Annotated in this window: 33 protein-coding genes and 1 tRNA gene; 28 read left to right on the top strand and 6 right to left on the bottom strand. The window is 32.9% G+C overall.

Annotated elements, in window-relative coordinates; genetic code table 11:
• The first annotated feature begins 239 nt into the window (after window positions 1-239).
• The 6 genes from nadE (at window position 240) to QZU90_RS09370 (ending at window position 6681) form a co-directional block, all read left to right on the top strand.
• A complete protein-coding gene (nadE, locus tag QZU90_RS09345; protein ID WP_296856815.1) occupies window positions 240-959 on the top strand; it encodes an NAD(+) synthase in 720 nt (239 codons plus the stop codon).
• 130 nt (window positions 960-1089) lie between these two features.
• Window positions 1090-1521 (top strand): very short patch repair endonuclease, encoded by a 432-nt coding sequence (locus tag QZU90_RS09350; RefSeq protein WP_296856816.1) that lies wholly within the window; start codon window positions 1090-1092, stop codon window positions 1519-1521.
• Window positions 1522-2063: 542 nt separating this feature from the next.
• Window positions 2064-2136: transfer RNA gene (locus QZU90_RS09355), tRNA-Ala, on the top strand.
• A 231-nt stretch (window positions 2137-2367) separates the two neighbouring features.
• Entirely contained in the window at window positions 2368-3675 is a 1308-nt protein-coding gene (gatD, locus tag QZU90_RS09360) for a Glu-tRNA(Gln) amidotransferase subunit GatD (protein WP_296856817.1), read from the top strand.
• A gap of 11 nt (window positions 3676-3686) precedes the next feature.
• Window positions 3687-5624, top strand: a complete 1938-nt coding sequence (gatE, locus tag QZU90_RS09365; protein WP_296856818.1) for a Glu-tRNA(Gln) amidotransferase subunit GatE — start codon at window positions 3687-3689, stop codon at window positions 5622-5624.
• Between the two features lie 118 nt (window positions 5625-5742).
• A complete protein-coding gene (locus tag QZU90_RS09370) occupies window positions 5743-6681 on the top strand; it encodes an NAD(P)/FAD-dependent oxidoreductase (protein WP_295607759.1) in 939 nt (312 codons plus the stop codon).
• A gap of 156 nt (window positions 6682-6837) precedes the next feature.
• Here QZU90_RS09370 and QZU90_RS09375 read toward each other — a convergent pair whose 3' ends face one another.
• Entirely contained in the window at window positions 6838-8316 is a 1479-nt protein-coding gene (locus QZU90_RS09375) for an Ig-like domain repeat protein (protein WP_296856819.1), read from the bottom strand.
• An 89-nt stretch (window positions 8317-8405) separates the two neighbouring features.
• A complete protein-coding gene (locus QZU90_RS09380) occupies window positions 8406-8552 on the bottom strand; it encodes a hypothetical protein (protein ID WP_296856820.1) in 147 nt (48 codons plus the stop codon).
• Between the two features lie 215 nt (window positions 8553-8767).
• On the opposite strand from QZU90_RS09380, the gene QZU90_RS09385 reads away from it, so the two are divergent.
• The 5 genes from QZU90_RS09385 to QZU90_RS09405 all read left to right on the top strand — a co-directional run bounded on the left by QZU90_RS09385 (window position 8768) and on the right by QZU90_RS09405 (window position 13034).
• Entirely contained in the window at window positions 8768-9337 is a 570-nt protein-coding gene (locus tag QZU90_RS09385) for a GMP synthase subunit A (protein WP_295607753.1), read from the top strand.
• Window positions 9338-9400: 63 nt separating this feature from the next.
• Window positions 9401-9643: a hypothetical protein gene (locus QZU90_RS09390; RefSeq protein WP_295607750.1), complete on the top strand. Its 243-nt coding sequence runs from the start codon at window positions 9401-9403 to the stop codon at window positions 9641-9643.
• Between the two features lie 115 nt (window positions 9644-9758).
• Window positions 9759-10685 (top strand): glutamine-hydrolyzing GMP synthase, encoded by a 927-nt coding sequence (gene guaA, locus QZU90_RS09395; RefSeq protein ID WP_295607747.1) that lies wholly within the window; start codon window positions 9759-9761, stop codon window positions 10683-10685.
• A gap of 194 nt (window positions 10686-10879) precedes the next feature.
• A complete protein-coding gene (locus tag QZU90_RS09400; RefSeq protein ID WP_296856821.1) occupies window positions 10880-12076 on the top strand; it encodes an Nre family DNA repair protein in 1197 nt (398 codons plus the stop codon).
• Window positions 12077-12095: 19 nt separating this feature from the next.
• Window positions 12096-13034, top strand: coding sequence for a DegT/DnrJ/EryC1/StrS family aminotransferase (locus QZU90_RS09405; protein WP_296856822.1), 939 nt, complete (start codon window positions 12096-12098; stop codon window positions 13032-13034).
• Window positions 13035-13195: 161 nt separating this feature from the next.
• Here QZU90_RS09405 and cgi121 read toward each other — a convergent pair whose 3' ends face one another.
• The 4 genes from cgi121 to QZU90_RS09425 form a co-directional block, all read right to left on the bottom strand.
• Complete coding sequence (gene cgi121, locus QZU90_RS09410; RefSeq protein ID WP_296856823.1) at window positions 13196-13570, bottom strand: KEOPS complex subunit Cgi121; 375 nt, start codon at window positions 13568-13570, stop codon at window positions 13196-13198.
• Window positions 13488-13718, bottom strand: coding sequence for a hypothetical protein (locus tag QZU90_RS09415; protein ID WP_296856824.1), 231 nt, complete (start codon window positions 13716-13718; stop codon window positions 13488-13490). Before QZU90_RS09415 ends, cgi121 begins: the two co-directional genes overlap by 83 nt.
• 83 nt (window positions 13719-13801) lie before the next feature.
• Window positions 13802-15343, bottom strand: a complete 1542-nt coding sequence (locus tag QZU90_RS09420; protein WP_296856825.1) for a (R)-citramalate synthase — start codon at window positions 15341-15343, stop codon at window positions 13802-13804.
• 59 nt (window positions 15344-15402) lie between these two features.
• The gene (locus tag QZU90_RS09425) at window positions 15403-16341 is read right to left on the bottom strand and encodes an SDR family oxidoreductase (protein ID WP_296856826.1); all 939 of its coding nucleotides are present in this window, start codon (window positions 16339-16341) and stop codon (window positions 15403-15405) included.
• 234 nt (window positions 16342-16575) lie between these two features.
• Here QZU90_RS09425 and QZU90_RS09430 point away from each other — a divergent pair, with 234 nt between their 5' ends.
• From QZU90_RS09430 to QZU90_RS09510, 17 genes are all read left to right on the top strand, one after another.
• Complete coding sequence (locus tag QZU90_RS09430) at window positions 16576-16890, top strand: energy-converting hydrogenase A subunit A EhaA (RefSeq protein ID WP_296856827.1); 315 nt, start codon at window positions 16576-16578, stop codon at window positions 16888-16890.
• The gene (locus tag QZU90_RS09435; protein WP_296856828.1) at window positions 16890-17390 is read left to right on the top strand and encodes a hypothetical protein; all 501 of its coding nucleotides are present in this window, start codon (window positions 16890-16892) and stop codon (window positions 17388-17390) included. Before QZU90_RS09430 ends, QZU90_RS09435 begins: the two co-directional genes overlap by 1 nt.
• 113 nt (window positions 17391-17503) lie before the next feature.
• Window positions 17504-17779, top strand: a complete 276-nt coding sequence (locus QZU90_RS09440; RefSeq protein ID WP_296856829.1) for a DUF2109 domain-containing protein — start codon at window positions 17504-17506, stop codon at window positions 17777-17779.
• Window positions 17780-17816: 37 nt separating this feature from the next.
• Window positions 17817-18143 carry a DUF2108 domain-containing protein gene (locus QZU90_RS09445; RefSeq protein WP_296856830.1) on the top strand — a complete coding sequence of 109 codons (327 nt, stop codon included), beginning with the start codon at window positions 17817-17819 and terminating at the stop codon, window positions 18141-18143.
• Window positions 18143-18403 carry an EhaE family protein gene (locus QZU90_RS09450; protein WP_296856831.1) on the top strand — a complete coding sequence of 87 codons (261 nt, stop codon included), beginning with the start codon at window positions 18143-18145 and terminating at the stop codon, window positions 18401-18403. Before QZU90_RS09445 ends, QZU90_RS09450 begins: the two co-directional genes overlap by 1 nt.
• Before the next feature lie 54 nt (window positions 18404-18457).
• Window positions 18458-19063, top strand: coding sequence for an EhaF family protein (locus QZU90_RS09455; RefSeq protein ID WP_296856832.1), 606 nt, complete (start codon window positions 18458-18460; stop codon window positions 19061-19063).
• 4 nt (window positions 19064-19067) lie between these two features.
• Window positions 19068-19745, top strand: coding sequence for an EhaG family protein (locus QZU90_RS09460; RefSeq protein ID WP_295607441.1), 678 nt, complete (start codon window positions 19068-19070; stop codon window positions 19743-19745).
• Window positions 19746-19872: 127 nt separating this feature from the next.
• Window positions 19873-20541 (top strand): hypothetical protein, encoded by a 669-nt coding sequence (locus QZU90_RS09465; RefSeq protein ID WP_295607444.1) that lies wholly within the window; start codon window positions 19873-19875, stop codon window positions 20539-20541.
• 81 nt (window positions 20542-20622) lie between these two features.
• Window positions 20623-20838 (top strand): DUF788 domain-containing protein, encoded by a 216-nt coding sequence (locus QZU90_RS09470; RefSeq protein ID WP_295607447.1) that lies wholly within the window; start codon window positions 20623-20625, stop codon window positions 20836-20838.
• A gap of 51 nt (window positions 20839-20889) precedes the next feature.
• The gene (locus tag QZU90_RS09475) at window positions 20890-21750 is read left to right on the top strand and encodes a respiratory chain complex I subunit 1 family protein (RefSeq protein ID WP_295607449.1); all 861 of its coding nucleotides are present in this window, start codon (window positions 20890-20892) and stop codon (window positions 21748-21750) included.
• 98 nt (window positions 21751-21848) lie between these two features.
• Window positions 21849-22106 carry a hydrogenase gene (locus QZU90_RS09480; RefSeq protein WP_295607452.1) on the top strand — a complete coding sequence of 86 codons (258 nt, stop codon included), beginning with the start codon at window positions 21849-21851 and terminating at the stop codon, window positions 22104-22106.
• Window positions 22107-22123: 17 nt separating this feature from the next.
• Window positions 22124-22450: a DUF2104 domain-containing protein gene (locus QZU90_RS09485; protein ID WP_295607454.1), complete on the top strand. Its 327-nt coding sequence runs from the start codon at window positions 22124-22126 to the stop codon at window positions 22448-22450.
• 60 nt (window positions 22451-22510) lie between these two features.
• On the top strand, window positions 22511-22894 hold the full coding sequence (locus QZU90_RS09490; protein ID WP_296856833.1) for a DUF1959 domain-containing protein: 384 nt from the start codon (window positions 22511-22513) through the stop codon (window positions 22892-22894).
• 89 nt (window positions 22895-22983) lie between these two features.
• Window positions 22984-23445, top strand: a complete 462-nt coding sequence (locus tag QZU90_RS09495; protein ID WP_296856834.1) for an NADH-quinone oxidoreductase subunit B family protein — start codon at window positions 22984-22986, stop codon at window positions 23443-23445.
• 124 nt (window positions 23446-23569) lie between these two features.
• Window positions 23570-24697 (top strand): nickel-dependent hydrogenase large subunit, encoded by a 1128-nt coding sequence (locus QZU90_RS09500; protein WP_296856835.1) that lies wholly within the window; start codon window positions 23570-23572, stop codon window positions 24695-24697.
• Between the two features lies 1 nt (window position 24698).
• Window positions 24699-25733, top strand: coding sequence for a 4Fe-4S binding protein (locus QZU90_RS09505; RefSeq protein WP_296856836.1), 1035 nt, complete (start codon window positions 24699-24701; stop codon window positions 25731-25733).
• Window position 25734: 1 nt separating this feature from the next.
• Window positions 25735-26963, top strand: a 1229-nt coding sequence (locus tag QZU90_RS09510; protein ID WP_296856837.1) for a 4Fe-4S dicluster domain-containing protein, incomplete at its 3' end; no start/stop codon positions are given.

The raw sequence follows: 26963 nt of genomic DNA on the forward strand, positions 1-26963 counted from the left end.
ACTCTTTTTCTTTTTTTTAAATTAATATTTCTATTTTTTCACTAATTTTTATTCTATTTTTTCATTTTATCCATTTTTCTATTTTTATCACTATTTCTTTCAATTTAACTTATTTTTATGATTTTAATTTTTTTAAAAAAGTTTATTATATAAAAAATTGAAATTATTATTTGAAAAGAACCTATTTTTAAAATTTTAAGAGAGGAGATATTATCACTAAAAATTACGAATTTGATGCATTGGATGTTAAAGATCAATGTGTTAAATGGATTCAGGACTTTTTTGAAGAAAATGGAAAAGGTTGCAATGCTGTTGTAGGCATCTCTGGAGGTAAGGATAGCGCTGTAGTTGCTGCCTTATGTGTAGAATCTTTAGGTAAAGACAGGGTTATTGGAGTTCTTATGCCTAATGATGTTCAATCAGACATTGATTTCGCTAAGCTTCTTGTAAATCATTTAGGCATAAAGTATCATATAATCAATGTAAAGGATGCAGTAAATGGAGTTTTAGATCAATTGTCCTTATCTGGCATAGAAATCAGTGAGCAAACCAAGATAAATCTTCCACCTAGAATCCGAATGTCTGTTTTATATGCTGTTTCCCAATCCAATAATGGTAGGGTAGCAAACAATTGCAATTTGTCTGAAGATTGGGTGGGATATTCCACAAGATATGGGGATGGTGCTGGTGACTTTTCACCACTTTCAAACCTCACAGTAACTGAAGTTAAGGAAATAGGAAGAAGCCTTAATTTACCTGGGGAGTTAGTGGATAAAGTACCAACTGATGGACTCTCCAATCAATCTGATGAAGAGAAGCTTGGATTTACTTATGCTGTATTGGATAAGTATATACGGACTGGTGAAATTAGTGATAAAAAGACAAAAGAGAGAATTGATTACCTCCATGAATTGAATAAATTCAAGTTGGAATTGATGCCAAGTTTTGAATATAAATAATTCTTATTTTAAAAAAATTATTTTTTTTTTTTTAAACTGAATACTAATAATACTAAAAATACTAATTATACTAATAATACTAATAATAATTTGAATTTCATCCATTGTGATGTTTTTTAGAGATGATTTCATGGCGGATAAATTTAGCAAGGAGACACGCAGTTACATCATGTCAAGGATCAGGGGAAAGGACACTAAGCCAGAGATTCTTGTTCGTAAGTATCTCTTCGCTAGAGGGCTTAGATTTCGAAAGAATGATAAAAGATATCCTGGACGTCCTGATGTTGTGCTTCCAAAATACAAGACTGCTGTCTTTGTTCATGGCTGTTTTTGGCATCTTCATGAGGGATGCAAGTATGCAAAAATGCCAAAGTCCAATGTTGAATATTGGGAGGAGAAACTCTATAAAAATAGAGAACGTGATGCACGCAATCAGGAAGAGCTTAAAGCTATGGGATGGACTGTTCTCACTGTGTGGGAGTGCGAATTGAAAAAGGACAAGCGTGAGGAGACACTTGAGATCTTGTATGATAAGATAACCTCCCAGGTTAATGATGAATAAAAATAGTATTACAATTTAATCTAATTTTTTATCTTTTGTAATAATTTATAATGATTCATAATAATTTATAACGATTTATAATTATTTATAATGATTTAACACGATTTTTTTCTAAAATAAAAGATTGTTTGTAGTTTATATTGGAAAATACGAACAATCTGAGGATAAAATAGTATGTATTTATATATCAGTTTTTTTATAATAGTAAATAATATATGATTTTTTTATTTTTCAAAATCATATAGAATTCTTATGTTCTATTTAAATATAGAACTTTAAAAATGGAGTCGCTAAATGTTTATGACTGTATTTTTTAGTTTCCTAGTATTTTTAGGAATGTTAATATTCCTAAACGAGGGCGATATTATCCTCGATTATATATGAGCTATATATAATGATACTTTCTTGCACAATGTGCAATGTATTCAATAAAATAATAGATGTAACTGTTATTTTTATTTTGTTTTTCAATTAAGTTTTTTAAAAACTTAATTCTTTAATTCTTTTTTTAATTAATTAATTTTAATTTAATTAACTATTGTGGGCTGGTAGCTCAGATGGGAGATCGTCGCCTTGGCATGGCGGAGGCCCCGGGTTCAAATCCCGGTCAGTCCACTTATTTATTTTTATTATTTTAATTTTTCTAGAATTTTTGTAAATTTCCCACAATTTTCAAAAATTTTCTACTAATTTTTCTTTTTTAAAAATTTTTAACTATTTTTTTAATATAACTAAATATTATATACTTTAATAAATATAATTTAATATAATATAGATTTTTAAACGATTTGAAATCTATTTTAATGATACTAATTATTATAATTCAAAAAGATTAAGAGGAATTAAATGACTTATAAAGAAATTTCCAAAGAGTTTTTAGATAAGGCCAATGTTACCATTGGTGATACAATAAAGGTAACAAAGGAAGATATTTCCTATGAGGGAATATTGCTTGACAGATCTGAAGATGCGAAAGATGCTTATATTGTAATTAAACTTGACAGCGGATATAATGTTGGAGTAAACATTGAATCTGCAAACATAGAACTTATTGAAAAGGGAGACAAGCCAAAGATAGGTTTTGAAGGAGATAAAATAGAAAAAGACCCTAATAAGCAAAACATCTCCATCATATCCACTGGTGGTACTGTGTCCTCCATTATTGATTACAAGACTGGGGCTGTACACCCTAAATTCACTGCAGAAGACTTGTTAAGGGCAAACCCTGAGCTTTTGGATCTTGCAAATTATGATGTAAAAGCTTTGTATAATATTTTATCTGAAAATATGCAACCTGAATACTGGGTTAAGGCAGCAGAGTCCATCGCTGATGACATCAATAATGGTGCTGATGGAATAGTGATTGCTCATGGTACAGACACTATGCATTATACCTCTGCTGCATTGAGCTTTATGATTAAAACACCTGTTCCTATTGTAATTACAGGTGCACAAAGAAGTTCAGACAGACCTTCTACTGATGCATTCCTAAATATTTACAACTCCTGTGGTGCAGCATTGTCTGACATTGCAGAAGTTACTGTCTTGATGCATAATACATTGAATGATGGTGACTGTGCACTTCATAAAGGTACTAAGGTACGTAAGATGCACACAAGCAGAAGAGACACCTTCAGAAGCATTGATAGTGAGCCAATTGCTCTTTTAAGAGATGGAAAAGTGAAATCAGTCAATCTCCCATATACAAAACGTGGAGAAAATGAGTTGGAATTGAATACAGCTATTGAAAGCAAGGTTGCTTTGATAAAATCTTTCCCTGGAATCAGTTCTGATATCATTGATTATCATATTGACAAAGGATACAAAGGATTGCTTATAGAAGGAACCGGTCTTGGACATGTTCCTGATTACATGGTTGATGCTCTTCAAAGAGCTAACGATGAGGACATTCCAGTTGTAATGACTTCCCAATGCTTATACGGTACAATAAACATGAATGTTTACAGTACAGGAAGGCTATTGCAGGATGCAGGTGTAATTTCAGGTATGGATATGACTCCTGAAACCGCTTATGTGAAATTGGCTTGGGCTTTAGGACAGACTGAAGATGTAAATGAAGTTAAAGATATTATTCAAACCAATGTTGCTGGAGAATTGAATGAAAGTTCTTCACTTAAATATTTCTTGAATTAGGAGGGTAGAAAATGGCTAAAAACAAATCTAAAAAAGGAAACAAAGGAAACAAAAATGATAAGTCTAAAACTCCTAAGATTGAAAGAAATTGGGAAGAGCTTGGACTTATGATGGGTTTGGAAATTCACCAACAATTGAATACTAAGCATAAGCTTTTCTGTCCATGTTCAACTGAACTTATTGATGATGAATTTGATGATGGAATCATAAGAAACTTAAGGCCGACTCAAAGTGAATTAGGTCAAATAGACAGAGCTGCATTGCAAGAGTCATTAAGGGACATGACCTTTAAATATGAATCATTCAATAGCCACACTTGTCTTGTTGAAACTGATGATGAGCCACCTCATGCATTGAATAGAGAAGCATTGGACATTTGTATTACAATCGCTTCCCTCTTAAACATGAAAATGGTAGATGAATTCCATACCATGAGAAAACAGGTAATTGATGGTAGTAACACTGGTGGTTTCCAAAGAACCGGTCTTGCAGCAACTGACGGTTACTTGGACACTCCATACGGTAGAGTGGCTATTGAATCATTAGGGCTTGAAGAGGATGCAGCAAGAAGAATAGATTCCGATGATGAATTTACAGAATTCCGTCTTGACAGATTAGGAATTCCTCTTGCAGAAATTACTACAGATCCTTCCATGCACCATCCAGAGCAAATAAAAGAAGTTGCTTATATGATTGGTCAGGTATTGAGAAGCACTAATGTAAAAAGAGGAATCGGTACAATCCGTCAGGATGTAAACATCTCTATTACTAGAGGTGCAAGAGTGGAAATCAAAGGTGTGCAAGACCTTGATTTAATGCCTGAAATTGTGGAAAGAGAGGTTCAAAGACAATTGGCTCTTGCAGACATTAAAGATGAACTCATTAAAAGAAATGCCAGTGTTGAAGATACCATTTATGACCTTGATGAAGTATTTAAAGACACTTCCTCAAAAATATTGTCCTCTGCAAAATGCATTAAGGGTATTATCTTAAGAGGATTTGATGGTCTTATCGGTAAAGAGATTCAGCCTGGAAGAAGATTCGGTACTGAATTGTCCAGCTATGCTAAGAAAATGGGTGTTTCAGGACTTTTCCACACAGATGAATTGCCTGCATATGGTATCGGTGCTGAAGAAGTGGATGCTATGAAAGAGTTCTTGAAAATAGGTCCTCAAGATGCAATCATCATTGTAGCTCACGATGAGGATGTTACAGTTAATGCATTGAATGAGGTCATAAGAAGAGCAAACATGGCATTTGATGGTGTAGTTGAAGAGACAAGAAAGGCATTGGATGATGGAAACACTGAATACATGAGACCACTTCCAACTGCAAACAGAATGTATCTTGAAACTGACATTCCATTGTTCCAAATCACTAATGATATGGTTGAACCTATTAAAAACAACCTTCCGGAACTTCCTGATGAGAAGAAGGAAAGAATCAAGAAAGAGTACAAGCTAAGTGAAGATTTAGCTAGCCAAATCGTTAGAAGATTGCTTGGAGACACTTTTGAATCATTATTAAGCAAGGTTAAAGTGGATCCAACAACTGTTGCTTCTGTCCTTGTTTCAGATTTAAGGGATTTAAGAAGAGAGGGAATAGATGTTTCAATCTTCGATGAAGATAAATTGGTTGAAGTCTTCTCACTTCTTGAGGAAGGAAAAATCTCTAAGGATGCTATTAAGGACTTGATGGTTGCAGTTAGCAAAAAGCCAGATGCTGATGTAGCAGATATTGCTGATGAATCAAATTTAACTCTTTTAAGTGAAGATGCAGTTAGAGACATTATCCATGAGATCGCTACCCAAAACGAATCCATGATTAAGGAACGTCAAATGGGTGCTATGGGTCCTTTAATGGGAATGAGCATGAAAAAGCTTAAAGGAAAGGCTGATGGTAGTTTAGTGAATAAGATTGTTAGAGAAGAGATTCAAAATCTATTATAGATTTTGACCTAATTTATTCTTTTAAATAAATTCTTGTCAGTTTTAAAAACTTCAAATTCATATTTTAAAATAGTCAATTTTAAAAAAATTTAAATTCATATTTATTTAGGTGTGTAATATGGAGAATTATGACATTGTAATTATTGGTGCAGGTCCAGCAGGATTGACTGCAGGAATGTATGCTGGAAGACAAAACTCAAAAACTTTAGTCATTGATAAAGGAATGGCTGGAGGATTAGGTTTGGAAGTTCCTATGATGCAGAATTATCCTGGTTTTGACTTGATTGCTGGAATGGAACTCATTCAAAAGATGAAGGCCCAAAGTGAAAATTATTGTGAAATTCTGGAAAATACTGTAATTGAATCAATTGAAAAAACAGATGATGGCTTTAATTTAAAGACTAAAAATTCTCCTTTATTGATGACATCTGATGATGCCGGTGAAAATGAATTCTTCACTAAAACAATCATTTTTGCAACTGGATCAAGCCATAGGCATTTGAATGTTCCTGGTGAGGAAGAGTTTTTAGGTCGTGGAGTGGCATACTGTGCAACCTGTGATGGAATGTTTTTCATTGGAAGGGATGTTCTTATGGTAGGTGGAGGAAACAGTGCTGCTCAAGAGGCATTATACCTTAATAACCTTGGTTGCAATGTTAAATTGGTTCACAGAAGAGATGAATTGAGATGTGAGCATCACCTCCAAAATGCTTTGAAGGAAAATGATATTGAAGTTCTTTGGAATTCAACTATCGAAGAGATTAAAGGAGATATGGCTGTTGATTCAGTTACTCTTTTAAGAAATGGCAAAGAAGAGGATTATAAAACAGATGCTGTCTTTGTAGCTATTGGTGATGATCCTTCCAATGAATTGGCTAAGGAATTAGGAGTGGATTTGGATGAGAACGGTTACATAATTACTGACAAGAATCAGGCTACCAATGTAGAAGGAGTTTTTTCTGCAGGTGATATAACTGGTGGTGTTAAACAGTGGATTGTAGCTTGTGGAGAAGGTGCAGTAGCTGCTATTTCCGCTTATAATTATATAAATCTTTGAAAGATATTTTTTTATTAATTTCTTTTTATTTTTTATTTTCATTTTTTTTTATTTTAATAGGGTGATTTTCAATTTTTTAAATTCTTTTTTTCATTCGTCTTTTAACGAATAATTATTTCTATCCAAAAAAAAAATAAAATAAGATATTTAATTGTTTTAGTCAAATACCTTATCTATTGCTTGAATTAAGATTTTTGCCCTTTTATCAGTTTGAGATTTTTTCTCATAACTCCAAGTCTCAAATACAAATGTAGGTGTTCCTGCCTTAATAAGAGGTAAATGAATATAAGGAGGACTTGTTTGAGTTGGAGGAGACCAATATAACATTTTAGACTTACTCTCAATTGATTTAATTATTTTAATGGTCTTTTTAGCTAATTTCATTGAAGGAGCATGTTGATTCTTAGGAACATGTATGAAGTAAGTTTGCTTATAACTTATTCCAGATGTAGAATGAATATCAACCACTAAATCATAGTTTTTATTTTTAGCATGAGGAACAATATAGTTTTTAGCAAGCTTTTGACCCCTCATTCTTAATGTGGAATATGATCCTTTTTTATTGGTTAGGATGATTCTATAAATATAATATTTATATTTCATATTCACTTTATTGATCATCTGTTTATAAAGTGAATCATGAATTTTATGTTCCATGGAATGCAATCCTACAACATAAGCTATTTTTATATTAGAGCTGCGGTTTCCAATAACTCCAATGAAATATACTTTCCCATAATTGGTTTTTCCTATAAGTTTGCTTGAAAGAACATTGACTTTAGTGCTTTTGCTTACAGGTATGTAATTGCCTTTCCCAGCATACTTAATGCTAACGCTATAAATGTTAGATTTTAAGCTAATTTTTAATTTAGCTAAACCGTTCTTATTGGTTATTTTTGTATAGGTTTTTCCATTGATTGTTATTTTAATGGTTTGATTTGCTATTGCCTTGCCAGCAGTTGTTTTCAAGTATACATTCAAGTAATTGCCTCTAAAGATACCATATTGTGCAATGGTTATTTTTGTATAGATTGGTTTTGCAATAACTCTTAAATTCAATGTTTTTGATGAAGACTCGTATTTGTCATTTCCTTTAAAATTCAATGTAATCTGATATTTTTTAGCAGCATTTGTTATATTGAATCTAGCTATTCCCTTATTGTTGGTAATTGCAGAAAGGGTTTTTCCGTTTATGGTAAGTGTAACTTTCTGATTTAAAATAGCATTATTGGAGCTGTCTTTCAAATAAACATTTAAATAATTGTTCTTTATGACATAATCTGCAGAGCTTAATGATGTTTTTTCCAATATCACTTCTTGAGGTTCATCGCCTGTTGAGTCAGTTGAATCTGTCTCTTCAGGTGTTGGATTTGCATTGCCCTCTTGGACCTCTGTCTCTTCAGGTGTTGGATTTGCATTGCCCCCTTGGACTTCTGTCTCTTCAGGAGTTGTGTCTGTAGAGCATCCATCAGGTTCAACAGTGTGGATTTCATCCATTCCAGAGCCATCACTCAGAATTTGATTTGAAAAAGAACATGTGCTTTGATCTATTTCACTTGCAGATATGATGCCAATGTTAATTATAAAAAGTATAATTGAGATAGCACATAAGAATCTGAACATTTTTTTATTCATTTAATACCCCCTTCAGGAGTTTTAATAATATTCTGTATTAAATGTATTAATTAAAATAGCAAATAAAACATTGTTATTTTAGTTAAAAATTAATATTCTTTTTCAGTTATAAAAATATATAAGACATAAGCTATTGCTAAAACAACAAGGATAGGCAGTAGCCATGCAAATAATTTAATTAAAACTGCTACTACAATAATAATTATCAAATAAGTAATTAATTCATCGATTTTCATAATCTTTTATATATCTTTTAATAGTATTTATATTTATTTAAGTTGTTATTTAATTTTAAAATATAGTGAAAAATGTATTAAATTTATATATTATATTAAATATATATTAAATTAATATAATATTATACTATATATAAAGCATTTAATTTTTTTGCTTTAATTGTAATATTATACTAGGAATTTATTCGAAAAAAAAAATGATTTTGAGAGATTATATGACAATTTTAGTTATTAATAACAAGGGACAATACAACCATAGAATCCAAAGAAGCTTACAATATCTTAAGATTCCTTCTCAATTGGTCAGCAATGATTTATCCATTGAAGAGATTGAAGCAAAAGAGCCTATAGGCTTGATTTTAGGTGGAGGTCCTTCTATTGATGATGTTGGAAATGCTGCAGAATTCATTAAGCACTTTGATATTCCAATTCTTGGCATTTGTTTAGGTCATCAGTTAATAGCTAAAACCTTTGGTGGTGAAGTTTCCACTTCAGACACTGAAAGTTATGCTCAAGTAAAAATTGATCTTTTAGATACTTCCAGTCTCTTTAAAGGACTCGAATCTCCTCTTGATGTTTGGAGCTCCCATAAGGATGAAGTTCACACTCTTCCTGAAGAATTTGACATTATTGCAAGTTCATCCCTTTGTGATATAGAAGCTATGAAACATAAGGAAAAAGAGATATATGGAATTCAATTCCATCCAGAGGTTCATCATACTCCTAAAGGGGAATTCATCTTTAAGAATTTTTATGAGATTTGTCAGAATTATAAAAATGAGTAAATTAAATAAAGATTTAGATTATATTTATTTTTTTATTTTAATTTTAAAAAAAGGGTTGATAAAATGTTTGATAATTTAGATGACTTTAAGAAAAAGGCAATTGACAACAAAGCTAACTTAAAATTCAAAAACATCACTATTCCTATCGGTGATGGAGAACAAGATTTCAGAATCACCGGTATTGGTGAAAAAGCTATTAAAATTGAAAAATATGTCAAATACGAAGATATGATGGATGCTGTAATGGATGGCAAAGACGAAGGTTTAGAAGCTATCATTATGGAATTTATCGAAGATTTCGAATAAATCTAAGGATTCTTAAATAATATTTTTCATATTGTTCAAAAATTAAATTTCATAAACAAATTTACTAAACAATAGTTTTTTAAATATTTTTTTAAATAATTTTTAAGGTATTTTTATGTTAAGCCCAAAAGAATTTATTGAAGATGCTATTATTAAAATCAAAGATGAAATTGGTGATGAAAAAACTATTATTGCATTATCCGGTGGAGTTGACAGTTCTGTCTGTTCAGTTCTTACTCAAGAGGCTATCGGTGACAACTTAACTGCAATATTCGTTAACCATGGATTGCTTAGAGAAGGAGAAGCAGAACAGGTTTGTGCTGTTTTTGAAGAAAGACTTAACTTCAAGTATGTTGATGCATCTGATGAATTTTTATCTGAACTTGAAGGTGTAGATGACCCTGAAGAGAAAAGGAAAATCATTGGAAGAGTATTCATTGAAGTCTTTGAAAGAGAAGCACAAGCAGTTGATGCTAAATACTTGGTTCAAGGTACCATTGCTCCAGATTGGATTGAAACTGAAGGAGAAATCAAGACTCACCACAACATGGCATTGCCAAGCGGTATGGTTTTAAAAGTAGTTGAACCTGTTAGAGATTTATACAAAGATGAAGTAAGAGAAGTCGGTAGAGAATTAGGTCTTCCAGATAGCATTGTACAAAGACAACCTTTCCCAGGTCCTGGACTTGGTGTAAGAGTTGTTGGAGCTTTAACAAGAGATAATTTAGCTGTTTGTAGAGCTGCAGATGCTATTGTAAGAGAAGAAGTGGAAAAAGCTGGATTGGATAAGGAATTATGGCAATACTTTGCAGTGCTTACCGACACTAAGGTTACTGGTGTAAAAGGTGATGAAAGAGACTTCGGCTATCTTATTGTAATCAGATTGATCAGTTCAATTGATGCAATGACTGCAACCGTCCCTGAAATGCCTTGGGATGTAGTCAGAACCATTTCCAGAAGAATCACTTCTGAAGTTTCTGAAGTTACTCATGTTGCTTTATCCATTAGTGATAAGCCACCAAGCACTATTGAATTCTGTTAATAATTAATTTTTTATTTATTAATTGATTAATTAAATTAATTTTCTATAAATTATTAACTAATTACTTATGAATTCTATTAGTGTAAATTCTCTTAATTTAAGTTAAATTAGTTTTTAAAACTAATTTTAACTATTTTATTTTTCATCATACTTAATTAGCAATCATCATCATTTATTTTATTTAAGGTATTATTATGAGAACATCTAAGACTACTAAAAATGCTTATTTAGCAAAATTAACTGAGAATATACAAATGAAATCAGTTGATGTTGGAAAGGATTTAGATGGCAGTACACCACCATCTGTTTTTATAGGTCGATGGAGCTATCCTAAAGTGTATGCTGGACCTATGATGGTTCCTCAACTTGGAGATACATATATAATGGACTCTCCAGAGCAGTGGATAGGTGAAAATAAAACTCAAGATGACATTATTGGTTACAGATTAAATCTTGTCCGTGGAAAACAATTGATTGACATTAAGGATTTGGAGAATCCATTTGTTGAAAAGCTTCAGGACATTTCCCTTGCATCAAAATCCATTGACAGCGAAGCCACTTTTGGATCAAGGCCAAGTGGGGCAATGTTCAGTGAAGAAAGCACACCTCATGGTCCAAGCGCTTTGATTGAAAAATTCGATATTGATGCAGTTAAATGGGATAAGCAACTTGAAAAAAGCTTTTATGACACTGATTTAAAGGCTCGTGAAGCAGTGATGAATCTCCATAATAAGGATGTTCCATTTTCAGCAATGCAAAAGGCGTTCTCTGTTGGTGCATTTGGTCTTAAAAAGAATCGAAGATTGGTTCCAACAAGATGGTCAATTACAGCTTGTGACAGTACAATTGCAGACAACCTATTGAAGGAAGTCAGACATTATGATATAATGGATTCCTATAGGGTTTATGAATTTTCAAGCTTGAAAAATTATTATGCCATTATTTTAACACCTACAGAATGGCAATACGAATGGTTTGAAGCATTTATTAAGATACTTGGTAAAGAGGAAATGATTTTCTCAGATTATGAAACAAATGCTGATAAAACTGAGTATTCTTGTGTAGGTGGATGTTATTACACTGCTAAAATGGCAGTATTGGATAAATTGGCTAAACTTAAGCTCCAATCTGGTGTTATTATACTTAGAGAAGCTTATTCAGGTTATGTGCCATTAGGAGTGTTTAATGTTAGAGAGAATATTAAATATGCAATGAATGGTGAGTACAAGGAGTTTGAATCACTAAAAGAGTCTCTTGTTTACTGTGGAACCAAATTAAAGATTCCAATCAGCAAATATGTGAAGCAAAGCAATTTGCTTAATGAATTATTGCATTCGCAGCAGACAACTTTGGATTCCTTCTTCAAGAAATCTCCGGATTTGCAACAATAACTTTATATTAGGTAAAAATATGAATCTTAAATTTAAAAAACCATCAAAGGAAACTCAAATGGCCATGTCTAATGTAGCAAGGGGCGAGGATAATCAGGATTATCACAGTTTGGCTGAAGAGAAATTAGTCAAAATCACTAATCAAAGTCATGCTAAATTGGTAAATAGTGGAAATTCCGCTATTCTTGCTGCCATGAATTCCATTGATGGTGCTATTTTAATTCCAGATCAAGGAGCATGGAATGGATTTAAGCAAATAGCTATATTTTTAAAGAAGGATTTGATTACAGTAAAGACAGATAAAGGATTGATAGATTTAAATGAGCTCAATGAATCAATTATTTCCTCATCAAATGATAATGTCATTGATTTAGATGATGAAAACAATAAATCTGCTCTATTTTTAACAAGTTTTGCAGCTTATACTGCTGAACAAGACTTGAAAGCAATTTATGATTTTGCTCATGAAAACAATATCCTTGTTGTAGAGGATGCATCTGGAGCTATTGGAGACTATGAGAACAGATTGGCAAATGGAAATTATTCAGATATCATTATTGGATCTACAGGTTCTCCAAAAATAGTAAATGTTGAAGATGGAGGATTCATAACAACAAATGATGATGGGTTTTTTGATAAGTCAAAGCTTCTTTTAAAAACAAATAAGGCAAGCAATATAACTGCATGTGGAATCTACAATGAATTGGATTTCGCTAAAGATAACCTAAAAAAGACAATTGAATCATGCTCCTATCTTAAGGAAGCTATTGAATATGAAACAAGTTTCAATGTATTCCACAAGGATAAAAGGGGAATCAATGTCATTCTAGAAACAGAAGACCCTAAATCATTATCCTATAAATTACGTCAGGAATTTGTTTTAGACAGTCATGGAATGATAACAAAATGTCCAAATTACAATAGATTGAAATTAAGAATTTGGATATTGAATGTCTAAATCAAGATAATTTGGATGAAATTATCAAAACTTTAAAGTGCTTTGACAATAATTAAAAATAGATTCTTTAATAATGTTTTTTGATTATATTTAAAAATAGATAATTTTTTATTCAATAACTTTTTTTATAATTTTTTTAAACTTTTTTTAGTTATTTTTTTTCATTGATCAACTATTAATCTAGTAGTTTTATCAATTAGTATGTCGCTTATATGCATATTCTTTAACTCTTTTTCAGGAATATCATATAAGTTTGTTAATATTGATTCGTCAGCTTCTAAAACAGCATCATTTCTTACAAACATATCCGATAATTCATCGATAAAGTAATCTGGACAATCGATTAGAACAACCGCTATATTCATCTCACCTTCCTTAAGGCCAAGTATGTCAAATGCCTTGGAAATTTGTCTTTGGGCTGAAGTTCTAATCAATATTTCAATACCTAAATCCTTAGCTAAATTTTCCCCTCTTTTGAATGCATTGATTGCATGAATGACTCCTTGCTGAAGGTGTTCCTTTCCCGCTATCAGCATTCATAAGTTGAATAATGCCAACATCACAACAGCTGTTTCTAATGGTTTCGACTTGTTCTAATGTCTTAGGAATGCTTTCTATCTTTCCAGTGAATCCTAATATTTCAACATTATCCAAATTAGCTAATTCATTATTGTATTCTTTCATTTTATCGCTCTATAATGTTAGATTAAAAAGATTAAGATAATCAGATGATTAAAATTAAATAATAATTTAAAATAGTTTATTTTTTATTTTTTATTTTTCTTGGCTTGTTTTTTGTCTAAGGAAAAATGATTGTTTTCAAGCAATCTGTTCACACCATCAACATAAGCTTCAACACTAGCATTGATAATGTCCGGTTCAGTTGCTCTTGCAGATATGATCTTATCTCCTGAAGAGAGCTTTACAATTACCTCAATCAATGCATCTGTACCACCTGTAACTGCATCTACATGGTATTCCTCAAGCTTTATGTCTGCAAAGTTCTTGATTCCCTTATTCACTGCATTGATTGCTGCATCAACAGGACCGATACCTACATCTGCCTCTATGACTTCCTTATCCTCAATGTTCATCTTAATTGAAGCAGTTGGTCTGATCTTATTGCCTGAAACGATTGTAAGTTCATCAAGATTGATTTTCTTTTCCTGCTCGATGTTTAGGACATGCTCTGCAATAGCTTCCAAATCAGTGTCGGTAACGGTTTTTCCCTTGTCTCCAAGGTCCTTTACCTTAAGGAAGATCTCATTCAATTGTGCACTGTTCACTTCAATGCCCAATTCCTTCAATCTGTTGTCCAATCCTTTGGTTCCAACATGCTTTCCAACGATAAACTTACGCCTATGGCCTACAAGCTCTGGCATAATAGGTTCATATGTGGCACTGTTTTTTATAACTCCATCTGCATGAATTCCTGATTCATGTGCAAATGCATTTTCACCTACGATAGGCTTGTTTGGAGCAAGATAAGCATTGCTTAATCTTGAAACCAATTTGGAAGTGCTGTAAAGTTGATTTATCTTAATGTCAGTGGTGTATTTGCTTTCTTCATCATCTTCACTATATTTGTACAATGTGTTTAAGGAGACTACAACCTCTTCAATAGCTGCATTTCCAGCTCTTTCACCGAGTCCATTGATGGTTCCATGGAATCTGGTAGCTCCCCCATCAATAGCTGATAATGTGTTAGCAACTGCAAGACCAAAGTCATTATGGCAATGTGCACTTACAGGAACTCCTAAATCAGTGAATTTCCTATAGAAATTAAATGATTTGAGTGGTGTAAGCATTCCTAAAGTGTCACATGGACAGATCCTATCTGCTCCTGCATCAATTGTAGCCTTGAATATTTTCCTTAAGTATTCAATATCAGTTCTTGTTGAGTCTTCAGCTGCAAGCTCTACAGAAAGTCCATGATCCTTAGCGTATTCGACCACTTTGACTGCATCTTCAAGCATTTCATCTTGTGATTTCTTAAGCTTGTATTTCAAATGCAAATCAGAAGTGGGAACTACAACATTTACAGCATCAACATCACATTCTAGGCAGTAATCCACATCCTTAAGCAATGTTCTTGAAAAGCTCACAATCTCTGCATTCAATCCTTGTGATGTAATCAATTTTATTGCTTCCCTTTCACCTTCAGATGTAATTGCAGATCCTGCCTCAATGGAATTGACTCCTATTTCATCTAATTTGGTAGCTATCCTTAATTTTTTAATTGCATTTAATGAGATTCCAGGGGTCTGTTCTCCATCCCTTAATGTGGTGTCTAATACTTCTATTTTCATTTTTCCACTTCTTTTGATTAAATAATGTTAGTATAAATTTTTTTTATTTTATCTGATGATTATTTTTCCATTTCTTCTTTAAACCATTTTACAGTTTCCCTTAATTGCTCTTCAAATTTATCATTATCTGGATTAAAGTTAATATTTTCTTGATTGCTTATGTCTGCCAATGAGTGTTTAATGTCTCCTGGACGTTCATCTAAATATTCCACTTTCAAATCAGATTCCAAAACATCGCTGACAATATCAAATAACTGATTTATGGTCATTGATTTTCCTAATGCAACATTGACTATTCCATTGTAGTCAGATTCACAAGCTACAATGTTTGCTTTAGCAATTTCCTTTACAAATATAAAGTCTCTGCTCTGTTCTCCATCTCCATAAATGACTGGTCTTTCCCCTTTTAGTATTGCAGAAATGAATTTAGGAATAACTGCAGCATAAGGTGAGTTTTCATCTTGTCTAGGACCAAAGACATTGAAATACCTTAGTGCTACATAATTCAATCCATAGCTTTCATGGAATGATTTCAAATATAATTCGCCACTTGCCTTTTGAGCAGCATAAGGGGATGAAGGCATAGGAAGTTCAGTTTCCTTTAGTGGCATGTTTGGATTTTCCCCATAAACTGCAGATGATGATGAGAAGACAATCTTTTTGATGTTGTTGTTTTTACATGCAATAAGCAATTTTAAGGTGGCGTCAATGTTTGTCTCATTATATTCTAAAGGTTCTGCTACGCTTCCAGGTACGCTTACCTTTGCTGCAAGGTGGAATACATAATCCTTGCCTTTTAAAATCTCATCTAAATTACAGTCTAAAAGATCTTCTTTGATTAAAGTTAAATTTTCATGATTTGGATTTTCCAAGTTTTCCATTTTTCCAGAGGATAAATTGTCAATAATGGTGACCTTATTGTTTTCCAATAGTTCTCCTACAATATGTGATCCTATGAATCCACATCCTCCTGTTACTACAATTTCCTTATTTTCCATTATATCAGTCCTTATTTTATAATGTAAAATGATATCATATCATTGTTTTAATTTTATTCTCTATATTAGTATAGATTTATAATTTTAATACTATTTTAATATTTTGTAATTTACTATAAATTGCAATATGACAAATGTTTTTTAATTTTAAAAATAATCAATAATTCGTGCCATTTTTTCGGCTTGGCAATAAGTAATAAAAGATATATATTATATTATAACATAATTATAATTATGATTAGTATAGGTGCTAATGGATTTCAATTACTTATGAATTATATAGTGGCTATCATAGTAGCAGTAGCTTTAGCGTTAGCTTTAAAATTGCCACTTCTTCCAGAAAAGTCAATCAGGTTTTCATGGACCAAAAGCGCACTATTTCCAACTCCTGTATTTGCTATAGGAATTCTAGCTATTTTTTATTCATTAAATGTGTTTTGGATTTATAACGGATTGTTAATTGCAATTATAGTGGGAGTGTTTTCAGCTATTTTTGTAAAGTATCTATTCGATTATGTTTTTCCAAATCCTCAAGGAGGTAGCAAATAATGAATCTAATACTTGGTTTGATTTTAGCAACCATCATCTCTTGGCTTAATTTTGTGATAGTGGATACATTCCTTGGACTTCCTGAGGCTCCAGGTGTTAAAGGGGCGGAAACTGTAGGATATTCCATAAAAAATAGGAAAGGGGATTTGGCAGGAGGATTCTTCCAAGGAAACATCTTATGTTCCCCAGATGCATCAGCAGGAACATTGATTGCTTCAATAGGAGTTTACATTCTTGGAATTCAAGGCGGTTTAATAGCTGCATTGCTTGTATACATTGGAAATAGATTATGTGCAGATCCTGGTTATGCTGGAACAACTGGCGCTTTGACCATGACACTACTCATATTCATATTCTCATTCATTGGAATCACTCCAGAGATGTTTATTTGCGGTATGGTAATTGCAATATTCACTATTCAAGGAATTCACCATCCTACAAGTTCCAGATTAATTGGAAAAATAGCAAAATCCTTTGGCAGATATACTAAATATGAATAATTAAGATGTAAATTAATAAAATAAATTAATAAAATAAATTAATAAAATAAATTAATAAAATAAATTAATAAAATCGATTAGATTAAAAAATTAAAGAAATACAAGGTTAAAATATGTTTATTGAAATTATTGGAGTTATTGCAATCTTAATGGCTTTAAGAGCTGTAATAACCAAAGATAGAGCAGAAAAATTACTTTACATAAATGTAATAGGATTCTGTGTTTCTGCATTGATTGCATTGTATATTCAAACTCCATTTGGTCTTGTATTAGCTGCAACTTTCTTTATCTCTTCTACAATTGGTGCAAATGCAATTGCATACAGCTTAAAGGATTTGGAAGATGAAATAACCTATGATAAGAATATGGAAGAGCATAAGGAAAATTAAGATTATTATTTTTCAAATAATAGAAAATGGGATTTAAATGTTGGAATTTATTGACTTGACAACAATATCAATTGCTTTGATGATAATAGGCGCTATTGGAGTTGTCCTCTTAAAGAAACCATTAGATAAGGTAATCATGGTTTCAATCTTGGAAGCAGGCTTGTTTTTAGCTATTGTCAGCTTTAAATATTTGGATGTTGCTTTTTTAACTGCTGTCCTTGATCCATTATCTATTATTGTATTCTTGCTTGCCTTGATTAAGATAAATGAAGTGCGCAAATCAAAATTAAAGGATTATTCCACACTTCCTAAAATGATTCAAAGCAATGAAAATGAAACAAGAAACTCTGAAGGTGGTAAATAATGTTCAATCTTGCTCTTTGGGTTTATGTAGGTTTAGCGCTTGCCATTTTTGGAAGCCTTGCTGCCGTTTGGGGTCCTGGAGTGAAAGACCCAATCATAAGAACAATCAATACTGAAGTGGCATCTGTAGGAGTTTCATTGATTTTACTTACTTACAATTCTACATTAGCTCTTTTGACTTTAATTGCAACAACAATTATCGTAACCTTGATCTTGTTTAGAGCTATTTCTCGTTTAGAAGAGATAGGGGCTGATGTATAATGCTTATCAATTTATTTAAAAATCAGTTTCAATTAATGCTGGGAGGAGACCAAAATGCCTAAAATAGCTAAATTATGGAATAAATTGGCAAATCCGAAGAATATTCCTAGATTATTCGCTCTAATTTTAGGGTTGCTTTTAATAGCAGGATTCCTGATTCCTGTAGGATTGGATACAGACCAAATCTACACTCGTCCAGCTCCTCAAAGTCAAATGGATGCAGGTTTGGCTATTGCTCCATATGATAGGGGTGGAGAGATTTTGGAAAGTCCTGGTGTTACTGAAGCCCAATATCCTGATAATTCACAAAATCTAGGTTGGATCAATTCATATATGACTCCAATTGCTGAAATGCTAAAAGGCATTTCCCCATACTTTGGAACAAGTATATGTGCATCTCCAGGTGGAGTGATAGATGAAATCCTTTACTATACAAGAGGTTTTGACACTATCTTGGAATCCTCAATTCTTATGATGGCATTCATTATAGCCTCATGGCTTGCCATTAACTTTACCATGGATAGAAAGGAGAAAAAAGGTAAGGGAGACATTAAGGAAGATGTAAAAAGAGCTATTGCAAGTTCTGACAAGATAGCTAGTGAAGTTGAGATGAGCAATCGCAAAGCTCGTGAAAAGCAAGCTAAAAAGGAGTTCAGGTGATTATATGGTTGCAAGTATAATTCCACAATTTGTTCCTGCATTCTATAGCTCAATGTATTCAACTGCATTATACGGCGGTTTGATTGTAGCTTTCATTGGCTTGATGGGAATTGCAATGGAGAAAAGGGATATTCAAGTTCTTATATTGACTGACATTGTCGGTTTGGCTATGCTTATTGTTGTAGCTGCAGTGGGGACTGATTTGTCTGAAGCATTGATTCTTCCTGGTCTAGTAGTTGAATTGGCAGAGATCATGGCAATATCCGAGATTTTAATATCTCGTGAAATGAGGAAGAAAGATGTAGATACCTCATTTGCACCAATGCCATTAAATATAGATATGGAGATTATGACTACTGCTCCTAATTTCATTGCATTGTTATTAATAGGTTATGGTGTGTTCCTATCAGGATTTACTGGTGGTGCAGTAGCTGGAGGAGGTATTGTAATTTATGTTTTAAGCAGAAAGGTAAGAGGATTGCCAATAGTTGTTCTCGATGGAGTGGGAGCAATATCCGGTATCTCTTGGTGCTTATGGATTATTGGATTCCTATTCTTCTTTATCTTGCCTCAATACTGGTTACTCAGTTTATTCCTAGCTGCTTTAGGATTGCTCTTGAAAGTGTCATCCAAGATTGGATTGATTGGAATAATGATGAGAGAGGAATACGGAAGAAAATGATTATTCCAAATGAATTTAAAATTTAAAATATTATATTTATAAATTTATTATCAAATCAAAATTTTGAATCAAGTATTCAAATTAAATATTCAAAATCAAATGAACTTAAAATAAAAAGGAGATTTAAATGCTTATAGAGAGTTTAGGCGGAGACGTGATGGGAACAATTCCTTTAGGAGATATTGTTCTTTATTTAAACCCTCTCCACATATTCTTGTTTGTAACTATACTTGTATTTACAGCATTGATAGCCATGAGCCGAACTGAAACTCAAGTTGAAGCAATGTTTGGTTCTCTTGATGAAAATAAGGTTGCAGTTGGCAAAAAGGAATTCAAGCATAGAAGATTCCTGGCTATTATCTGCGGTATAGCTACTGCAGGAGCTATGATTACTGGAGATTTATTTAACTTTACCTTATTTATGGCATTAATTGGTATTGTTAACATTGGTATTGTTTCTGCTGTAAAGCAAGTTGAGGTTTTAAATTCCGCTTATCAATACGGTTTGATTGCTATGATGTGCGGTTTGCCACTCTTTGGTGGTGCAGCTATGATTTTAGCTGCTACCGGTACATTAAGCCTATTTGAGCTCGCAGCAATCCCTGCAAGTCCAATGATGATATTTGGAGCGCTTGTAATGCTAATAGGGGTTTGTGGTGAAAGCGGTATAGCACCTTTCTTTGCAAGTAAGGCAGAAATGTTTAGAACTCCTGGATCTCCATTCATATTGATTATCCACTTAAGTTCATTGTTTATTATTGTTAGATTTGTTGAAATCTTATTAACTATATTATAATTTAAAATAGAAGAAATTAAATTGAAATCCAATTATTAAAAATCATGTTTATTAATTTATTATTAATAGAAGGTCGATAAAATGAATAAAATGAAAATAGCTAGTTATATTATCTTGATTGTGTCAGTATTAGCTATCCTTTACGCTTTAATATTTAATCCTGCTGATTGGATAGTCTATGCAATAGCTATTGTTTGTATACCATTTTTAGTACTTTCATTTGGACTTTTAACAATGTCCAAACCAATAAAAGAGGAAGAGGAGGAAAGAAGAGAAGAACCATTTACAGGTTATTAGTTAAGATTATCAATTCATATTTAACTAATTTAGAATCTCTTTGCAGATATCATGAATTTAATGGCTCAAATTTTAATCAATGTTGTAATTGCTTTCCTTGCAGGTAGTCTTTTATTAGGTTTCCATAGAAAGGTTATGGCAAGAGTCCAATTGAGACCAGGACCTCCTATTATACAGTACTTATTGCATTCATTGAAATTTTTCTTTAAGGAAACTTCATTTCCAAAAACTGCTGCAATGCCGTTTTATGTAGGTATTACAGTTATTTTAGCTGCTGTTTGGGTTACTGCAGTTATTGTAGGGCCAGTGGCTCAAGGTTCCTTAATGATCATATTTGGTGTTTATGCAATCCATAAGATTGTAGAGCATAATGCAGGATCATCATCCGGTTCTCCATATGGTAAGTTAAGTTGTGTAAGGGCTGTTTTCTCAGCAGCTGGTGAATTGCCGCTCTTTGCAGTGATTGCAATCATATTCCTATTGACTGGAACTATGGATATCAGTGGAATCATAGCTTATCAAGCAGCAAATGGTCCTTTGGTATTGCAATTGCCTCTTGCAGCGATTATGTTCTTCACATTGATTGTTACAAAATCTCCATATTCTCCTTTTGCAATCACAAAAGGAAAGGAAATCATATCTGGATTTGAAACTGAACACTTTGGTATGCTTAGAGGATACATAATGTTTTCAGAATCAATCGCATGGTATATTTTGTTATGGTTATTCTTAACAATATTCTTTGGACCGATTTCCGTTGTTGGATACTTGATTGGAATGATTGTAATCTGTATAATTACTGGATTTATCAATGCTACAACTCCTATGTTAAATCCAAACCATTCTGTAATGGCTCAAATATCCATTGCAGTTATCTGTACCGTTGGTTCAATTATCATGATTATTATTTAAAATTATTAAAAAAATTAAATTTATAAAAAATAAATTAAAAAAATTAAAAAGACTTAATTACTTTTAATTAAGTAAAAACGAATAAAGAAGGCTTAAAAATGAATGATGAAAAAGGAATGAGAGTATTGACTTCATTGGTAGCTTTAGGCATTTTTGTAGTGGCAGGACTTGCCGCTTTCTATCAAAGTATTTTAGCGCTTCCTTTAGCTATAATAGGACTTGTTTTTGTTCCATTCATATTGGTGCAAAATAAGGAAAAATATGCTCATTTGGCTGAAAATCTAGAGAAAATAGCTTTTATCATTACATTTTTGATTATTTGTATCACATTTATTTGTTTATATAAGCCAATTTAGGTAAACTAGGTGAGATTATGGAAGAATTATATATTATGATTTATATTTTGGTTTTCATTATAGGATCCATAGTTGGTCTTTTATTAAGCTATAAAAAGCATATGGAACCTTATATAATATCTGAAATAGATGTATTGACCTTGGTTTTATCTATTATTGGATGGTTTTTATTATTTAACCATGGATTAAATCCACATATTAGCTCTGAAATATTGCTTACTATTGCATTCTTCTTTATAGGGCTTGCATTAGGAAGAAGGCCAGGTTATGGTCGTAAGGAAACTGCAATAGGCATTCTTATTGCAGCAGTAGTCTGGATTTCAACATCTGGAGTATTATTTTAATTAGAAATATTAAAATTAAGTAGTTAAATTTAAAATCAAATCATTTATATGGTGATTTATATGAATAGTGAAGAAAAATATGAAATGATGAAATTAAGAGTTCTTCATAGCTTTAAATGGGAAAAAGACATTACTATTCCATTATCTGAAGAATTTGGAATTTCTAAAGATGAATTTGAAGATATTCTTATGAATCGCTTTGATATGAGTGATTTGGAAAATATGCATGCTACCTTTGAAATAGCAAATAGAGAAAAGATAAAAAGGCAAATGCATCTTGATTTAAGACTTTATTGGTTAAGTGATGTTGCTAAACTAATATCTGAGGAAGATGCAGATAGAATCTGCCATCAATTAACCAAGGATGTTGTAAAGCATGGCAAGAAGTATGAAGATGCCATAGAAGAAGGTAGGGCTCAAATAGTTGAATTATTGCGAGAATAATTGTCGATTGAATTATTATCGAAAGAATTATTATCAAAAGAATGATGTTTATAAAATTATTATAAAGAACGAGATTTAAGGTAATTGAAATGCTTAAAAAACTTAAAGATATTGTGAGAAAAAGTTCAATTCACGTTTGTATTGTAAACTGTGGAGGATGTAATGGCTGTGATGTAGAGCTAGTTGCACTTCTTTCCCCAAGATACGATCTTGAACAGTATGGAATTTATGTTCACAATAATCCTCGTGAAGCTGATGTTCTTTTAGTGACTGGTGCAGTTACAGAACAATGGAGAGACAATTTAAGAAGGATTTATGCAAAAACTCCTGAACCTAAGATTGTAGTTGCTGTTGGAAACTGTCCGCAGTCTGGAGATGTCTTTGCACAAGAGGGAGGAAGGGTTCTTGCTCCTGTTTCAGACTTCATCCCAGTGGATGCAGCTATTCCAGGTTGTCCTCCAAGGCCAAGTGAAATCTTAGAGGCAGTTTTAACTGTCGCTCCAGGTGCTCTTGCAGCTAAAGGAAGAGCTCAAGACGCTAGGAAAGATTAAATATATTATATTTAAATTGAATTTAGAGTTAAATTATATTTATTGTTGATTAATGAATTAGATAAGTAAATAAAAAATTTATTGTTGATTAATGAATTAGATAAGTAAATAGGAGTCAGATATTATGATATTACCAATTGGACCAATTCATCCAGGTTTAAAGGAACCTTTAAGACTTAAACTCAAAACTGAAGGTGAAAAGGTTATTAAAGCTGAGATTGATTATGGTTATGTTCATAGAGGTATTGAAAAGATTATGGAAGGAAAAACCTGGCAAAAATGCATTTACTTATCTGAAAGAATCTGTGGTATCTGTTCATATGAGCATACACAAACCTTTGCAGAAACTTTAGAATCAATTTCTGGAGTTCAAGCGCCTTTAAGAGCTCAATACTTAAGGGTCATTACTAATGAATTGGACAGGATCCAATCCCACTTGCTTGCAAATTCAACATTCTTCAAGACTCTTGACCATGAGACATTGTTTATGCATGTTTTGGCTTTAAGGGAACATGCAATGGATTCTCTTGAATTGTTAACTGGAAATAGGGTCAATCTAGGATGGAATGTTGTTGGTGGAGTCAGAATGGATGCTGATGAGCGCCATTTCAATGCAATACTTGAGAACTTAAAGAAAATTGAAGATGGCTTTGATAGGCATGTTGCATTATTTGAAGAGGCTCCAATAGTCGCATTAAGGGCAAAAGGCGTTGGAGTGATGACTAAGGAGGAAGCTATTAAAGGACATGCTGTAGGTCCTATTGGAAGAGCTTCAGGCATTAAGCATGATTTAAGAGAAGAGCATTATACTTATAAGGATGAATTCGACTTCAAGCCTATTTGGAGAAAAGAGGGAGATAACTATGCCCGTACATTAAATAGGCTTTATGAGGTTGAACAATCTATTGATTTAGTGAAACAGGCTATTGAAAATATGCCTAAAGGAGATATAAGAACTCCTGTAGACATTCCTTCAGGATATGGGGAATGGAGAAATGAAGCCCCTCGTGGAGAGGTAAGATATATGGCTGAAACCAATGGAGATTTGATTAAGCGCATTTCAATCAGAACTCCAAGTATCATGAATATTGACTCCTGTGCAAAATATATGCTTAAGGATGTAGCTACAGTTGCTGATGCAGTAGCTACTTATGCGTCATCAGATCCTTGCATAGCATGTACTGAAAGAGTGGCTATAACTGATGTTGATACTGGCAAATCTACTGTAAAAGACTTCTTTGAGGTGAAATGAAATGTCCTCACTTATTTGGTATATTTATGAATTTGCTCGAAAAACCTGGATTGATGGATTTTTCGATGCAAAATCCAAGGAAGACATAGCACACAAGCCAGACAGATTCAGGGATTTTCCTGAAGTGATCAAGGAAAATTGTATTGGTTGTGGAAGCTGCACTGCATCTTGCCCATCACCAAATGCAATCAAATTGGTTAGGGATTCAGACAATGAGGAATCCATTGGTTTGATTTATCCAGTAATTAATAAACCGGCTTGTATAAGATGTGGTTTCTGTGCTGAAGTCTGCCCTTCAACTCCAAAAACCTTGGAATGTGGTGAAAACCATTTCATTCGTGAAGAGTTCAATATCATACCATCAAAGAGAAAATACATTGTAGATGATTACCTATGCATAAGATGCCATAAGTGTATGGATGCCTGTGAAGTTGGAGCAATTGAAGAGATTGATGATAGGGTTGTTGTAAATCAATCCAAATGTATTTCCTGTGGAAAATGTTTAGAGACCTGTCCTGTAAAAGGAGCAATGAGAGGGGTCTTTGTAAACAATCTTGAAGAGCAAAAGAAAATTATAAATTTGGCAGTAAGCACATTAGAGGAATACATTGAATCCAAACAGGATGATTTAATCCAATTAGGTACTGATAAGCTATTTTTAGATGAATTGGATTTCAAGCCTATCTTTGATAAGTCATTAACCATTCTAAATGATGAAGAGGTTGTTCACGAAGTCTTGGAAGATGCCATCAATAGATTGAAGATTAGAATTATCACTTGGGACGCTGACAATTGTAAGAAATGTCAAATGTGCATACCAGACTGTCCTACTGGAGCAATCACTTTCGATAATGAAAACGATACCATTGTAAGGGACAAGGAAAAATGCTTAAGATGCAGTATATGTTATCAAACCTGTCCATTTGGTGTCATCAAATATTTCTTGGCTAAATTTAACCTTGATACAAATGATAATGATGAGGAAGTTATTCACATTTCTGTAAAGGCTTCTCAATTAGCAGAAAGGAGGGCTTAAGATGGTTACTGTTGATCCAATTCCAAGACCATTAAGGGATGTTCATATAGAGTATGAGATTGATAATGAGAAATGTATCAATTGTATTGACAAGCCATGCTTGAATGTTTGTCCGATTGATGCAGTTTATCAGGATGAAAATACCAAGTTCATTAAATTGGACGAGCATTGTTTTGGTTGTGTCTTATGTACCAACGCATGCCCTTATGATGCTATTCACATTAAAAAGACTTTAGCAGATCCAATTCGTGAAAATATTCCAAACATCAACAAAAAGCTTTGCAGAGCATGTGGAGCATGCGTAAATGCATGTAAATCTGGAGCTATTCACTTAAGGTCCTCTGGTGGAGAGGAAGTGCATAGTGAAATAGATGAGGATAAGTGCATTCGTTGCGGATATTGCTTTAGGCACTGCCCTACTGATGCAATCAAATATGGGGAAATACTCCCTAAAACCGTTAAGGAGGGTAAAACTCTCTGCATTGACCAGAATGAATGTATCGGTTGTATGACCTGTACAAGGATTTGTCCTTCCAAAGGTGCTATCAATGTAGGTAAAACCAATAAGTTGCCATTCATTGACCCTGCTTACTGTGCAAGATGTGAGGAATGTATGCATTCATGTCCTACCTATGCAATAGATTATGTGGAAAGGGAAGAGGCATTTGAATCATTCAATAAGATCAAGACATTGGAGATTGCATCTGAAATCATTGATAGGGATGTTCATAACATTTCAAAAGGTGTAACCAATATTGACAATGTTTTGGTTAAATTGCTTGAAGACATTTCCAAGGATTATCATTTTGATGATTTCGATTATGAAAACTCAATGGACATTAGGGATGTTCCTAGAGGAATGGAATTTTCAGATGTTGAAATATTCACTTGTACCAACTGCAGATCAATTGTAGTGAATGTAACTGATTTCCTTAATGAACGTTTGAATGCGCAGATTAAAAAGGATTTGGATGTTGTAAAGGTATTGGACCTTGTAGAGTTCTTCCCACCTGCACTTGGAATTGAAGTTGTGGAAGAGAATTGTATCAGCTGTGGATTATGCAGAGATGTCTGTCCAACTGAATCAATTAGCTTGGATGGTCCTAATCCAATTGTAATAGATACAGACAATTCCTGTGTATACTGCGGATTATGTGCTGAAAGCTGTAATTTTGAAGCAATTAAGCTTAAGGAAGAGTTCTTTACAAATAGGAATCATGAGATATTCTT

This window comes from uncultured Methanobrevibacter sp., from assembly GCF_902784195.1.
In the GTDB taxonomy this organism is placed as follows: Archaea; Methanobacteriota; Methanobacteria; order Methanobacteriales; family Methanobacteriaceae; genus Methanobrevibacter.